This is a genomic window from Kitasatospora hibisci, assembly GCF_043950205.1.
Classification (GTDB): domain Bacteria; phylum Actinomycetota; class Actinomycetes; order Streptomycetales; family Streptomycetaceae; genus Kitasatospora; species Kitasatospora hibisci.
Map to the genome: position 1 here is coordinate 5,347,911 of NZ_CP171642.1, position 14,047 is coordinate 5,361,957.

The following is a 14,047-nucleotide window of genomic DNA, read 5'->3' on the forward strand; positions in this document are numbered from 1 at the left end:
CTCATGGACGCATCCACCGTCAGGCCCGTCCGCCGTCTCGGCCGGGCCGCCATCCTCGTCCTCGCCGCCGCGCTGGCGGCGACCGCCTGCAGCTCGGGTGGCGGCTCGGCCGACAACGCGGTCAAGAGCGAGCCGCCGAGACAGGGTTCGATCGACATCAACGCCAAGCCGGTGGACCAGCTGAAGGACGGCGGCGAGGTCCGGTTCCCGCTGTACCAGTGGATCACCCAGTGGAACCCGTTCCAGGTCGACGGCCGCTACGGCGACGCGGTCGAGATCATGCGGGCGCTGGAGCCGGAGCTCTTCACCACCGACGAGGCGGGCGCCTTCAAGCCGGTCACCGACTACCTGCTGGGCGCCGAGGTCACCTCCACCTCGCCGCAGGTGGTCACCTACAAGCTCAACCCGAAGGCCAAGTGGTCGGACGGGAAGCCGCTCGGCTACCTGGACTTCAAGGCGGACTGGGAGGCCAGCAACGGCAGGAAGGACGGCTACAACATCGCCGACTCCGCCGGCTACGAGCTGATCTCGGCCGTGGAGCAGGGCGCGGATCCGGCCGAGGTCAAGGTGACCTTCTCGGAGCCGTACGCCGACTGGCAGAACCTGTTCCGCCCGCTGATCCCGGCGGCCGGGATCGCCACGGCGGACGACTTCAACAAGGGCTGGGTGGAGAAGATCCCGATCACCGCCGGAGCCCTGAAGGTGGGCACGGCGGACAAGACGGCGCAGACCCTCACGCTGGTCCCGGACCCGACCTGGTGGGGCGCGAAGCCCAAGGTCGAGAAGATCACCTTCCGGGTGATGTCGCAGTCGGCGACCACCCAGGCGTTCCTGAACAACGAGATCGACTTCGCCACGGCGGGCACCGCGACGGCGTACGGGCAGCTCAAGGACGCCAAGGACGCGGCGATCCGGAGCGCCAGTCCGTGGGACGAGGTGCACATCTCCTTCGGTGGCGGCGGGGCGCTGGCCGACCAGAGGGTGCGCCAGGCGCTCGGCAAGGCGCTGGACCGCTCCGCCCTGATCAAGATCGCAAACAACGGCGTGCCGGTGGAGTTCAAGCCGCTGGGCAACCACATCTTCATGCCCAACCAGACCGGCTACCAGGACAACTCCGGCGAGTGGGCCAAGTTCGACCTGGCCGCCGCCAGGGCGGCGCTGGACGAGGCGGGCTGGAAGGAGGCCGGCAGCGGGCAGCCGCGGACCAAGGACGGCCGGTCGCTGACCCTGCACTGGGTGTTCAGCGAGTCGTCCGCGCAGGCCCAGCTCGACCTCGCCACCGCGGCCCAGGCGATGTGGCTGGCGGCCGGTGTCAAGGTCGAGCTCGACAAGGTCCCGAGCAACGACTTCTTCACCAAGTACGTCAACCCGGGCAAGTTCGACATCGCGAGCTGGCGCAACACCGACTCGTTCCCGCTCTCCAGCAGCCTGCTCAACTTCCGCCTGCCGCAGGGCGACAACGTCTTCGGCAACTTCTCCAAGCTCGGCACGCCGGAGATCGACGACCTGCTCAAGAAGGCGGCCGGAACCACCGACCCGGTGGCGGCGGCGAAGCTGTACAACCAGGCGGACGCCAGGATCTGGGAGCTCGGGCACACCGTCGAGCTGTACCAGCGGCCGACGGTGGTGGCGGTCCGCAAGGGGCTGGCCAACTACGGCGCGTTCGGCCTGGCCGGCGTCGACTACGCAAAGGTCGGCTGGGAGAAGTGACCGGCGCCGGAGCGGCCCCGGCGGCTCGATCGTCCTCGGCGGCCGTCGCGTCCGCGTAGGCGGCGGAAGGCGCGGCACGGCAGGCGCTGGCGAGCAGCGCGGTGATCACGAGGCCGGTGGTGCGGACGCGGGGGAACGGCTCTGCCGCCCCCGCCGTCCCTGCCGCCGGCCTTGACCTTCCGCGTTGCCCGCAGGCCGCCCGTGTCGTGGGGTCGCTCCGGACCCACTCGCTTCCAACCGGGGAAGAATCTAGCGGGCGATCCCGGCCGCCGTGCCGTACGGCACGGGCGCGCCCGGAAACCCGTCCCGCTGTCACCCGGTTCGCGCACCCGGGCGTCAACTCTCGCTGACGGAAGGGCATATCGGTCGAAGACGGGCGCAGAATATCGGACCAAAAGGGAATGAAGGGCGCGTTTCGCCACCGCGCGCCGGTGCGTGCGCCCGGCCCGCGCCGCTGCCAGGATGCGCTGGACGGCGCAGCAGGCCGTCCGGCAGCCCGCCGTCCCGCAGCCCGGAGATCCGACCATGAGCAGCGAATCCGCCGCGGCCCCCCGGGGCCCGCATCCCGTCGACAGGCGCGCGGTGCGCCCGATGGTCCCGCGCAGCCGGGACGAGCCGCACCGGGCGGCCACGCCGCTGGAGCTGTTCTTCGACCTGTGCTTCGTGGTCGCGGTCGGCCAGGCCGGCCGCGAGCTGGCCCACGACCTCGCCGCCGGACACTACGGCGACGGGCTGCGGGGTTACGTCTTCGCGTTCTTCGCGATCTGGTGGGCCTGGATGAACTTCACCTGGTTCGCCTCGGCGTACGACTGTGACGACGTCCCCTACCGGGTCACCACGCTGGTGCAGATCGCCGGTGTGCTGATCCTCGCGGCCGGCGTGCCCAGGATGTTCGCCGACCAGGACCTGACGCTCTCGGTGGTCGGGTACGTGGTGATGCGCCTGGCCATGGTCACCCAGTGGCTGCGTGCGGCGGCCGGGGAGGAGGGCGCGGCGCGCGGGGTGGCCCTGCAGTACGCGGTGGGGATCACGCTCTGCCAGGTCGGCTGGGTCGTGGTGCTGCTGCTGCCGGAGTCGGTCCGGCCGTACGTGATCCCGCTCGGCATCCTGGCCGAGCTGTCCGTGCCGGTGATCGCCGAGCTGCGGCTGCGTACCAGCTGGCACCCGCACCACATCGCCGAGCGCTACGGCCTGTTCACCCTGATCGTGCTGGGTGAGACGGTGGCGGCGGCGACCGTCGCGGTGCAGTCGGCGGTGGACGAGCACGAGGGGCTCGGCCGGCTGCTGCCGGTCGCCGCCGGAGGTCTGCTGATCTGCTTCTCGGCCTGGTGGATCTACTTCGCCCGGGAGGTCCACCAGCACCTGCGCTCGAACCGGCAGGCCTTCCTCTGGGGCTACGGCCACTACGTGGTGTTCGGGTCGGCGGCGGCGATCGGCGCGGGGCTGGAGGTCGCGGTCGAGTCGGCGGTGCACAAGGCGCACATCTCCGAGACCGCCGCCACCGCGACGGTGACCGTGCCGACGGCGGTCTACCTGTTCACCGTCTGGCTGCTGCACGCCCGGCACGTCAAGACCGGCGTCGAGCAGGCGCTGCTGCCGATCGCCTCGCTGGCGGTGCTGGCGTGCACGGCGGCCGGCGGTTCGGGCGTCCTGGTGGCCGGCCTGGTGAGCGCGGCCACGGTGGCGGTGGGTGTCACGCTGCACGCCCGCGGCTGACCGGCGGTGGGGAGGGGCTCCCGCGGCTGCCCGTCGCGGGGGTCCTCCGGGGGGCCGGGTCCCAGCAGGTGCTGGAGGGCGTGGTCGTGGCGGGCCAGCCAGGCCCGGTAGGCCGGGTTGCCCCGGGCCAGGTCCAGGTAGGCGGCGCGCAGCTCGCCGTAGAGGACGTCCAGGGCGGGCGGGCTGAGCGCCCGCGGTCGCCAGGCGAGCAGCAACCGGACGGCCAGCGGGTCGCCGTGCACCGGCCGGACGACGGTGCCGGGTCCCGGTGTCGAGGTCGGCTGGCAGGGGCGGACGGCCTCTCCGGAGGCGACCAGTTCGGCGGCGGTGGCGTTGTCGCGCACCTGCACCACCCGGGGGTTGAGCCCGGCCGCGGTGAAGACCCGGCGCATCGCCGCGTACTCGTGGTCGGCGGTCGGGTCGACCATCCAGGTGTCCTCGGCGAGGTCGGCCAGGTGGACCACCGACCGGGCGGCGGCCGGGTGGCCGGCGGCCAGGGCGACGAACTGCGGCTCGCGGGCCAGCAGCACCCGGTGCTCGGCGCCGAGCGGCACCCGGAGCGGGAATCCCTCGCTCTCGTGCACGAAGGCCACGTCCAGTTGGTCGGCGGCGACCATTCGCAGCAGGGCGTCGGCGGAGATGTCGATGTGGATGGTGGTGTCCGTCTCCGGCAGCCGCTCGTGCACCCGGCGCAGCCAGGCCGCCACCGCCCGGCTGCCGACGCTGCCGATCCGCAGCCGGCGGGAGCGCTCGCCGCCGGCCGACTCGCGGGCCTCCTGCCGAGCGGCGGCGATCAGGGCGGTCATCTCGGTGATCACCGGCCGGGCCCGCGACAGCACCGAGTGGCCGAGCGTGGTCGGCCGGCTGCCGGTCTGCTCGCGGGTGAACAGCGGGCCGCCGACGGTGCGTTCGATCCGGCGCAGCTGGGTGGTGAGGGAGGGCTGGGTCATCCCGAGCTGCCGCGCGGCCTTGCGGAGGCTGCCGGTGTCGGCGATGGCGCACAGCACCCGCAGGTGTCTCACGTCGAGCTCCATTTCGGGAGCATAACGAGCGAATGGGTTGTTACGCCAGGGACATGACAGGCTGTCGGGCCGGTCCGGCGCCCCGCCGGACGGCGGGGATTGGTCCGCGCTATCGCCGGTTGACATCATCCGCCGGGCCGTCGACCTGACCGAAGCTCTGGGGCAGCAACCTTCATCCGATGCCCGCGGCCGGCCCCCACCGCCGCGGCGCACCCGCGAATCGGAGCCCCCACATGAAGCGCATCCCGCGGATGCTCTCCGCTGCCGTCGGTCTGGCGCTCGCCGCCGGACCGGTCGTGCTGCCCACCACGGCCTCGGCCGCGCCCGCCGACCCGTCCGCCGCCGCCCGGCACTACACCCCCTCGGTGTCGGCCCAGCGGAGCAGCGGGAAGGCCGACAACCAGGCCTTCTACGAGGCCGTCATGAAGTCGGCGCGGGCCAAGCAGGCCGCGGCGCCGTTCCTCAAGGCCGTCGTGGTGACCTACGACCCCGGCAACGCGCCGTCCTTCTCCGGGGAGATAGCCCGGGCCGCGCAGATCTGGAACGGCTCGGTCGCCAACGTGAAGCTCCGGGCAGGCTCCGACGCCGACTTCTCCTACTACGAGGGAGACGACCCGGGCAACGGCTCGTACGCGAGCACCGACGGGCACGGCCGCGGCTACATCTTCCTCGACTACACGCAGAACCAGGAGTACGACTCCCTGCGCGTCACGGCGCACGAGACCGGTCACGTCCTGGGCCTGCCGGACCACTACTCGGGCCCGTGCAGCGAGCTGATGTCCGGCGGCGGTCCCGGCCCGTCCTGCACCAACCCCTACCCGAACAGTGCCGAGCGCAGCCGGGTCAACTCCCTCTGGCGGTACGGCCTCGCGGGCTGACCCGCGCGCCGCTCCACTCCGCAGTACCGGTTCCCCTCTTCCCTCCGTCACCGCGGTCCCCCATGGCCGCGCCCCCGCGAACAGGAGCCCCACGTGAACCGCATCGCCCGCACGCTCTCCGCCGCCCTCGGCCTCGCCCTCGCCGCCGGCGTGGCCGTCCTGCCGACCGCCGCCGCGGCCGCCCCGGCCACCCAGGGCTACACCGCGAACGGCTACGCAGGCTCGGCCGCCGAGGACGCGGACAACCAGGCGTTCTACGAGGCCGTCATGAAGTCGGCGCTCGCCAAGCAGGCCGCGGCGCCGTTCCTCAAGGCCGTCGTGGTGACCTACGACGCCAGCAGCGCGCCGACCTTCCGCAACCAGATAGCCCAGAGCGCGCAGATCTGGAACGGCTCGGTCGGCAACGTCCAGCTGCGGTCCGGCACCAACGCCGACTTCCGCTACTACGAGGGCAACGACTCGCGTGGCTCGTACGCGAGCACCGACGGGCACGGCCGCGGCTACATCTTCCTCGACTACGCGCAGAACCGCCGGTACAACTCGACCCGGGTCACCGCCCACGAGACCGGGCACGTGCTCGGGCTGCCGGACCACTACTCGGGCCCCTGCAGCGAGCTGATGTCCGGCGGCGGCCCGGGCACCTCGTGCACCAACCCGTACCCGAACTCCGTGGAGCGCAGCCGGGTGAACTCCCTCTGGGCCCGCGGCTGATCCACCGTGACACCGGCCCGGCCGCTCCCTCCCCCCGGGGCGGCCGGGCCCCCGCCGTCCCCGCCTCATGAGCGGTGCGCTTGACGGGCGTGCGCTTCACGGGCGGCGCCACTTCATGAGCGGCCTGACCGTCGGTGCCGCGTGGGACCATCCGGGGCGAGGACCGTCCCCCGACCGCGAGGTGCCACCCGCCATGCCGCTCTCCGTCCCCGACCGCCTGGGCGACCTGCCGTACGCCCACCTGCTGACCCCGCACACCGGCCCGCTGCGCAGCGACGAGCGCTACGACACCGTGCACTTCGACGGCGGCGAGCACCGCGACGAGTCGGCTGCCGGCGCCGTCTTCCTGGAGTGCGCCTTCACCGGCGTCGCGCTCGACGGGGTCCGGCTGCGCCAGGCCCGCTTCACCGAGGTCTGGGCGCAGGCCGGCCGGTGGGTGGGCTGCGACCTCGCCGAGAGCGAATGGCAGGACAGCGCGTTCACCGGCGGTGTGCTGGCCGGCGTCGCGGCCCACGGCTCGGCGCTGCGCCGCACGGTCTTGCGCGGCTGCAAGCTGGAGGCGGTCAACCTGCGGGCCGCCGTCCTGCGCGACGTGGTCTTCGAGGACTGCCTGCTGCGGGACGTCGACTTCGGCGACGCCAGGCTCACCGACGTCTCCTTCCCCGGCTCGACCCTGGAGGAGGTCAGGCTGCGCGGCGCCAAGCTCTCCGGGGTCGACCTGCGCGGCGCCGCCCGGCTCGGTCTGCCCGACGGCCACCAGGGCCTGCGGGGCGCGGTCATCAGCTCCACCCAGCTCCTGGAGCTCGCTCCCCAGTTCGCCCACGCCCTGGGGATCACGGTGGAGGACTGAGGCACCGGCGTTCAGCCGGCCGTCGCTCGGTGACGGCGGGGCGAACAGTCCGCCAACCCTGCTCCGGCCCCCTGGTGGGGCCGTTCGGAGCGGGTGGATGATGCTGCGCGATCGATGGGCCCCAACTTGTGTGCACAACATCGCCAGTGAAGGGACGGGCTGGGCTGATGGCCGAGCTGAGTCGTAGGAAGTTCGTCGCGCTCTCCGGAGCGGCCGCGGCCGGCCTGGCCGTGGCCGGCACCACCGGTGCCGGTGCGGCGCCGGGCGCGCCCGAGTCCGCGCCGTCGGCGGCGCTGTCGCAGACCGGCACGATCACGGACGCGAAGCACATCGTGATCCTGATGCAGGAGAACCGCAGCTTCGACCACTACTTCGGCATGCTGCGCGGGGTGCGCGGCTTCGCCGACCGCAGCGCGATCCAGATCGCCGGCGGCTACAGCGTCTTCAACCAGCCCAACGGCCTGGGCCGCCAGTACCCGTGGCAGTTCAGTCTCACCAAGCCCGCCGGCGGGGCCGACCCGCAGCGGCTCGCGCAGTGCAACGGCGACCTCGCGCACGGCTGGAACGACCAGCACACCGCCTGGAACGGCGGCAAGCTGGACTCCTGGGTCCTCGCCAAGGGCAATGTGCGCACCCTGGGCTTCCTCACCCGCCAGGACATCCCGTTCCACTACGCGCTCGCCGAGAACTGGACCGTCTGCGACGCCTACTTCTGCTCCGTCATCGGCGCCACCGGCCCCAACCGCACCTACCACTGGTCCGGCCAGATCGACCCGGACGGCAAGGCGGGCGGCCCGGCGTACGACGGCGGCGACGAGAAGGGCCTGCGCTGGCAGACCTACGCCGAGGCGCTGGAGAACGCCGGCGTGAGCTGGAAGGTCTACCAGAACGCGGCCGACAACTACGGCGACAACGCGCTCGCCTACTTCACCCAGTTCGCCAACGCCCCGGCCGGCAGCCCGCTCGCCGTCAAGGGCACGGGCTCCGTCCCCAGGGTCACCGGCCGCACCCCGGACGACATCGTCGCCGCGATCAAGGCCGACGTGCTGAACGGCACCCTCCCGCAGGTCTCCTGGATCGTCCCCAACCAGGAGGTCTCCGAACACCCCTACGCCACCCCGGCCGACGGTGCGCACTTCGTCCACAACGTGATCGACGCGCTCAACGCCGACCCGGACGTCTTCGACTCCAGCATCCTCTTCCTCAACTACGACGAGAACGACGGCTTCTTCGACCACGTCCCGCCGCCGGCCGCCCCGGCCGGCACCCCCGGCGAGTTCTACGGCGGCAAGAACATCGGCCTGGGCTTCCGCGTCCCGATGATCGCCATCTCGCCCTGGAGCCGCGGCGGCTGGGTCAACTCCGAGGTCTTCGACCACACCTCGGTGCTGCGCTTCCTGGAGAGGTGGACGGCCGCCATCGGCAAGCCGGCCACCTGCCCCGACATCAGCGACTGGCGCCGCCGGGTCTGCGGCGACCTCACGGGCCTGTTCGACTTCGCCAACCCGGTGTACGGCCTCCCGGCGCTGCCCAACACCGACGCCACGATCGGCCTGTCGACCTGCGGCCCGCTGCCCAACCCGGCCCCGGTGGACAACAGGCTGCCCGTCCAGGAGGCCGGCACCCGCCCGGCCCGTGCCCTTCCCTACCAGCCCAACGCCAACCTGGACCGCCTGGAGTACGGCTCCGCCGGCGCGATCAAGGTCTGGCTGAAGATGGCCAACGAGGGGCCGCAGGCGCAGAGGTCGGCCCACTTCGCGGCCTACGCCAACGCCTACCGCAGCGGCGGCCCCTGGCAGTACACCGTCGACCCCGGCGGCAACCAGAGCGACTTCTTCAACTGCGGCCTCGGCTTCGGCAGCGGCCCGTACGACCTCTCCGTGGTCGGCCCCAACCGCTTCCTGCGCCGCTTCAGGGGAGACGCCAACAAGGCGGGGAGGAACGCCTCGGTCACCGCGAGCTACGCCGTAGAGCCGGGCACCGGCAAGCTCGCGGTGTACTTCAAGCTGGCCAACGCCGGCAGCACGCCGATGACCTTCACCATCGCCTCCGACAACTACCGCACCGACGGCCCCTGGACGTACCACGTGCCGGCCGGCGGCAGCGTCAGCGACTACTTCAACGCCGTCGCCTACACCAACGGCTGGTACGACTTCACCATCACGGTGGACGCCGACTCCAGCTGGTCGCAGCGGTTCACCGGGCACCTGGAGACCGGCGTGCCGAGCATCAGCGGCTGACACCCGCCGGGCGTGTCCCGGACGCCCGACGGCACCGCGGACGCAGGTGCACGGGGCCAGGACGGCCGTCCGTCACGGCAGGTGCCACTGGCGGCCCCGGGGGAACCACGGATCGTGGACCTCCCGGGGCCCGTCCGGCGTCAGCAGCGTGAGGGTCGGCGCCCCGCTCGCGTACTCGGCGAGCAGCACCGCCCCGTACCGGGTCTCCAGCTCCGCCTGCACCGGGACGGACAGCCGGTCGAGGGCCCGCCGCAGCATCAGCGCGTCCCGCCGGCTCACCGGCTGCGGAGCGCGCAGCACCAGCCGCAGCGGACTCAGCGGCCCGGTCACCGGGACGCCCGTGCCCAGCTCGTAGCCGACCGCGCCGATCGGCCCCCAGGCCAGCCGGTGCTCCGCGACCAGCCGCCCGGCCGCCGGCAGCGCCGCGAGCGCCGGGACCGCCGTCACCCGCCGGGACGGCAACAGCCCCTCCCGGCCGACCAACTGCTCCGGCCGCAGCGTTCGGGCCACCGCTGCCCGGGGCGCCAGCGCGTCCAACCGCCGGCCGCGCTCCGCTCCGCGCACCGTCACCGGCAGCCACTGCTCCGGCGCGGCCTCGACGTCCCGGGTGCAGCGCACCGGGGGCGGGGTGTCCGCCGGCCCGCCGAGCACGGCGGGCGCCCGGCCGACCGTCACCCACGGGTGCACCCGCAGCACCGAGCGGGCCCAGTCCGGCAGCTCGCCGCCGCCGACCGGCCGCAGAGAGCCGGGGCACTGCATCAGCAGCAGGTCGTGCGGGCCGGCCAACCGACCGCCGAGGGCGGCCAGCGGCCCGACCAGGCGGCGCGGACCGCCGTGGTGGTCCTCCGCGGTGCGGTGGGCGGGTGCGACGGTCACGGCAGGCCTCCAACGGTCACGGGGACTCCGGGGACGGCGCGGATCGACCGGCCGACGCATCCACCCTCCGCCGCCGGTCCGCCGCCCGCCACGGCCGTTGGACGCCCACCGCCCGGGACCTTGGGCCCGTCTTCGAACCCCCGCCGGCGGGGCGACGCGTCCCGCCCAGCGGATGCGCCGGGGGGACGCCGGTGTGAGAGTGGGGGCAGCCCGGAATTCGTCCGAGGAGGAGTCATGGGCATCTTCGACAGGTTCCGCCACAAGGCGCACCACGCCGACGAGGAGGCCAGGTCCTCCCTCGGCGGGAGCCACGAGCAGGACACCACCGCGATGACGGACGCCGCCCAGCGCGCCGCCCTCGCCCACGACGAGGCCGCCGACGCGTTCGGCGCCGAGGCCGAGAAGGCCCGGGAGGCCCGGGAGTCCGCGGACCTCACCGAGCGGCAGGCCGAGCAGCGTGCCCGGGAGGACATGACGGCCGAGGGCGACCCCTGGGACTGACCTCCACGCACATCGCACGGCGGCGGGCGCGTCCGGAACACGGACGCGCCCGCCGCCGTTGCCGCTCCGCGGCTGCGGCCCGCCGCCCGCGCCGCTCCGTTCACACGGCGGGCCGGTTCACCCCCGGAGCGGCCGCGCCCGTTGATCCGCCCGGCGGGCCGGTTCACCCGCGTGGCGGAAGCGGCGGCCGGCGCAGGTCCGGGCGCGGCGTGTCGTCCGGCGGCGGGACGGCGGCCGGGGCGTCCTCCAGCAGATCCAGCGCCAGCCGCACCGCGGTGACCAGCTCGGGGTGGAGTCCGCGGGCCCAGTCCCGCGGGCTGCGCAGCACGTGCACGTCCGGCTCCGCACCCTGGTTCTCCACCGACCAGCCGAGCCCGCCGGTGAACCAGGAGGCGTTCTTCGGCACCGAGATCTGCGTCCCGTCGCCGAGGGTGTGCCGTCCGGTCATGCCGACCACCCCGCCCCAGGTGCGGTTGCCCACCACCGGGCCCAGCCCGAGCAGCTTGATCGCGGTGATGATGACGTCGCCGTCCGAGCTGGTGGCCTCGTCGGCGAGGGCCACCACCGGCCCGCGTGGCGCGTCCCGGGGCCACCGGACCGGGTGCCGGCCCCGGCTGAAGTCCCAGGCCAGCACCCGCCGGGTGAGTTTCTCCAGGACCAGCTCGGACACGTTGCCCCCGGCGTTGCCGCGCACGTCCAGCACCAGCGCCGGCTTGTCGAGCTCGCGCCGGACGTCTCGGTTGAACTGCGCCCACCCGGAGCCGCCGAGGTCCGGGATGTGCAGGTAGCCGCACCGGCCGTCGCTGAACTCCCGGACCAGCGAGCGCCGTCTGACCACCCAGTCCTGGTAGCGGATGGGCCGCTCGTCGGTCAGCGGGGTCACCGTGATCCGGCGGATCGGCCCGTCCGGACCGCCGGTGCGCAGGGTGAGCTCGACGGTGGTGCCGCCGGTGCCGACCAGCAGCGGGGACGGGCCGCGGACCGGGTCCAGCGGGCGCCCGGCCACCGCCAGCAGCTCGTCCCCGTTCCGGACCCCGTGGGTGGCGAGCGGGGCGCGGGCCCGAGGGTCGGAGGACTCGCCGGGCAGGATGCGGTCGACCAGCCAGCGCCCGTCGGAGGTGCGGTGCGCGTTGGCGCCGAGCAGGCCGAGCGGCTGCTGCGCCGGTGACGGGCCCTCGCCACGCCGGGACGGGGTGACGTAGGCGTGCGAGGTGCCCAGCTCGCCGAGCAGTTCGCGGAGCAGGTCGGCGAAGTCGTCCGGGCTCGCGATCCGTGCCAGCAGCGGCTCGTACTGGGCCACCAGCGCCGGCCAGTCCAGGCCGGACATCCCGGCGTCCCAGAACTGGTCCCGGACGATCCGGGCCGCCTCGCGGTACGCCTGGCGCCACTCGGCGGCCGGGTGCACGGTGTGGGTGATCCGGCGCAGGTCCACACCGGTGGACGCGGAGGGCGCGGTGACCGGGACGATCCGCAGGGTGCCCGCCGAGTAGACGGCCACCGAGCCGCCGTCGCCGGAGACGGCGTAGCCGTCCAGCTTGTCGGCGAGCGTGCTGCGGCTGCCCCGGGCCAGGTCGAAGTACTCCAGTGACGGGCGGCCCGAGGTGTCGTCCGGATTGGTGAAGGTCTGGCCGAGGGTGCCGGAGATCGGCCAGCGCAGCCAGACCAGCCCGCCGCGCACGGCGTCGGTGGCCGAGTACTTGGAGGCGATCACCGGGAACGGGATCAGCCGGTCGCCGATGCCCTCGGGGTCGACCTCCACGGTGCCGTCGCCGCCGCCGTCGCCGCGCGGGGCGCCGTCCTCGGCTGAGGCGGAGAACGGCGAGGGGGTGTCGGCGGAGAGCGGGACGAGGTAGGGGCGGCAGCCGAGCGGGAACGAGAGGTCGCCGGTGTGCACGTCGTGGACCGGGTCGAAGCCGCGCCAGGAGAGGAAGGCCAGGTAGCGGCCGTCCCGGGTGAACACCGGCTGCTCGTCCTCGAACCGGCCGTCGGTGACGTCGGTGACCGGCGCGAGCCCGTCGGCGCGGGTGAGCCGGATCCGGCGCAGCGAACGGCCGGCCGCGGGCTGGGACCAGGCGATCCAGTGCGAGTCGGGGGAGAAGCGGGCGCTGGAGACGGGTCCGTGGCCGGAGGCGGCCAGTTCGCGCACGTCGCCGTCGGAGGTGGCGAGCAGCAGCAGCCGGCCGTCGGAGGTGGCGGCGGCCAGGTGGGCGCCGTCGGGGGAGGCGGTCAGCTCCAGGACCCGGCCGAGCCGGCCGGCCGCCAGCACCCGGTGCCCGTGCTGGGCCGGGGCGGCCCGGTGACCGGGCAGCGGGACGATCTCGACGGCGTCCTCGCCCTCGGCGTCGGTGATCCAGGCGGCCTCGCCGGTGTGGTCCAGCACCACCGGCAGCCGGGTGCGGACGCCCGGGGTGTCGGCGAGCACCCGCGCGGGGCCGTCGCGGTGGGTCAGCCAGTACTGGCTGCCGCGCACGGTGATCACCCCGGCGCGGCCGGTCTGGTCGCAGGCGAGGTCCTTGACGTGCGAGGCGGCGCTCACCGGGTACGGCCGCCGGCCGGCCCGCGCGCCGCCGAGCGGGACGCTCAGCCGGCGCGGGCCGGGGGCGTCCAGACTCTCCAGCAGCCAGAGGTCGCCGCCGTGCTGGTAGACGATCCGGGTGCCGTCGCCGGCGGCCTCGCGGGCGTAGTAGGAGGCGTGGTCGGTGTGCCGGCGCAGGTCGGTGCCGTCGGGGCGGCAGGAGTAGAGGTTGCCGATGCCCTCGTGGTCGGAGAGGAACGCGATCCGGTCGCCCTCGGCCGCGGTGACCGGCATGGGGGAGGCGAGGTGGCCCCGGTGGCCGGCCAGGATCCGCTCGCCGTCGACCCAGAGCCGTCCGAGGGCACCGCCCCGGTACCGCTTCCAGGCGGCGGGCTCGTGCGGGGCGGCGCCGGTGAGCAGCACGGTGTGCGAGCGGTTCACCTGGGCGTCCCCGACCGGGCCCCAGGGCATCCGGCGCCCGGGCGCGCCGTCCGGTGGCAGGGCGTGCGCCCAGGTGTAGTGGCCGAAGGGCTCGTGGAACGAGGTGACGGCGAGGAGCTCGCCGTCGGGCAGCCAGCCGCGCAGCCGGGTGTCCTGGCTGCCCCAGTGGCTCAGCCGGGTGGCCGCGCCGCCGTCGACCGGCGCGGTCCAGATCTCCGGGGCCGGGCTCTGCCAGGCGGTCCAGCCGAGGGTGCCGCCGTCGGGGGAGAGCCGGGGGTGGCTGACCCGGGTGCGGTCGCAGCTGACCCGCCAGGCGCGGCCGACGGTGCCGTCCGGGTCGAGCGGGGCCACCCAGACGTCGTCCTCGGCGGCGAACGCCAGCAGGTCCCCGCGCAGGTGGGGGTAGCGGAGGTAGCCGGGCGAGGTCACCCCTCCATGGTTCGACGGGGTGTCACGCCCGGCAACCGGACGCCGGGCGCGGACCGGCCGAGGCCGGTCCCGGCCATTGACACCGCACCGGCGGATCCACTTCAGTGGTCTAGTCCAACTAGGGTGCGCGGTCGGGCCGAACCCCCACTGGCGCGTAC

9 protein-coding genes and 1 pseudogene are annotated in these 14,047 nt (G+C 74.0%); 7 read left to right on the top strand and 3 right to left on the bottom strand.

Going from position 1 to position 14,047, the window contains the following annotated elements:
* Positions 1-3: 3 nt before the first annotated feature.
* Positions 4-1,710, top strand: coding sequence for an ABC transporter family substrate-binding protein (locus ACF9IK_RS23475; RefSeq protein WP_395296089.1), 1,707 nt, complete (start codon positions 4-6; stop codon positions 1,708-1,710).
* A 525-nt stretch (positions 1,711-2,235) separates the two neighbouring features.
* Positions 2,236-3,426 (top strand): low temperature requirement protein A, encoded by a 1,191-nt coding sequence (locus tag ACF9IK_RS23480; protein WP_395296090.1) that lies wholly within the window; start codon positions 2,236-2,238, stop codon positions 3,424-3,426.
* 74 nt (positions 3,427-3,500) lie between these two features.
* Here ACF9IK_RS23480 and ACF9IK_RS23485 read toward each other — a convergent pair.
* Positions 3,501-4,460 (bottom strand): annotated as a pseudogene (locus ACF9IK_RS23485) (LysR family transcriptional regulator); the annotation flags it as partial.
* A gap of 221 nt (positions 4,461-4,681) precedes the next feature.
* Between ACF9IK_RS23485 and snpA (ACF9IK_RS23490) the strand changes: the two are divergent.
* From snpA (ACF9IK_RS23490) to ACF9IK_RS23505, 4 genes are all read left to right on the top strand, one after another.
* The gene (gene snpA / locus ACF9IK_RS23490) at positions 4,682-5,326 is read left to right on the top strand and encodes a snapalysin (RefSeq protein ID WP_395296091.1); all 645 of its coding nucleotides are present in this window, start codon (positions 4,682-4,684) and stop codon (positions 5,324-5,326) included.
* 93 nt (positions 5,327-5,419) lie between these two features.
* Complete coding sequence (snpA, locus tag ACF9IK_RS23495) at positions 5,420-6,037, top strand: snapalysin (protein WP_395296092.1); 618 nt, start codon at positions 5,420-5,422, stop codon at positions 6,035-6,037.
* Positions 6,038-6,230: 193 nt separating this feature from the next.
* On the top strand, positions 6,231-6,887 hold the full coding sequence (locus ACF9IK_RS23500) for a pentapeptide repeat-containing protein (protein WP_395296093.1): 657 nt from the start codon (positions 6,231-6,233) through the stop codon (positions 6,885-6,887).
* Positions 6,888-7,054: 167 nt separating this feature from the next.
* The gene (locus ACF9IK_RS23505) at positions 7,055-9,127 is read left to right on the top strand and encodes a phosphocholine-specific phospholipase C (protein ID WP_395296094.1); all 2,073 of its coding nucleotides are present in this window, start codon (positions 7,055-7,057) and stop codon (positions 9,125-9,127) included.
* Positions 9,128-9,199: 72 nt separating this feature from the next.
* Here the strand turns inward: ACF9IK_RS23505 and ACF9IK_RS23510 are convergent, their stop codons facing one another.
* Positions 9,200-10,003, bottom strand: coding sequence for a phosphoribosyl-dephospho-CoA transferase MdcG domain-containing protein (locus ACF9IK_RS23510; RefSeq protein ID WP_395296095.1), 804 nt, complete (start codon positions 10,001-10,003; stop codon positions 9,200-9,202).
* Positions 10,004-10,237: 234 nt separating this feature from the next.
* Between ACF9IK_RS23510 and ACF9IK_RS23515 the strand changes: the two genes are divergently transcribed.
* Positions 10,238-10,504, top strand: a complete 267-nt coding sequence (locus ACF9IK_RS23515) for a hypothetical protein (RefSeq protein WP_395296096.1) — start codon at positions 10,238-10,240, stop codon at positions 10,502-10,504.
* A 163-nt stretch (positions 10,505-10,667) separates the two neighbouring features.
* Here the strand turns inward: ACF9IK_RS23515 and ACF9IK_RS23520 are convergent, their stop codons facing one another.
* A complete protein-coding gene (locus ACF9IK_RS23520) occupies positions 10,668-13,889 on the bottom strand; it encodes a S41 family peptidase (protein WP_395296097.1) in 3,222 nt (1,073 codons plus the stop codon).
* Positions 13,890-14,047 lie beyond the last annotated feature (158 nt).

Bases quoted from the DNA above. Each gene is read 5' to 3' on its own strand.
- ACF9IK_RS23515 (WP_395296096.1), top strand. From the start codon at position 10,238: ATGGGCATCTTCGACAGGTTCCGCCACAAGGCGCACCACGCCGACGAG.
- ACF9IK_RS23505 (WP_395296094.1), top strand. From the start codon at position 7,055: ATGGCCGAGCTGAGTCGTAGGAAGTTCGTCGCGCTCTCCGGAGCGGCC.
- snpA (WP_395296091.1), top strand. From the start codon at position 4,682: ATGAAGCGCATCCCGCGGATGCTCTCCGCTGCCGTCGGTCTGGCGCTC.
- ACF9IK_RS23480 (WP_395296090.1), top strand. From the start codon at position 2,236: ATGAGCAGCGAATCCGCCGCGGCCCCCCGGGGCCCGCATCCCGTCGAC.
- ACF9IK_RS23500 (WP_395296093.1), top strand. From the start codon at position 6,231: ATGCCGCTCTCCGTCCCCGACCGCCTGGGCGACCTGCCGTACGCCCAC.
- ACF9IK_RS23475 (WP_395296089.1), top strand. From the start codon at position 4: ATGGACGCATCCACCGTCAGGCCCGTCCGCCGTCTCGGCCGGGCCGCC.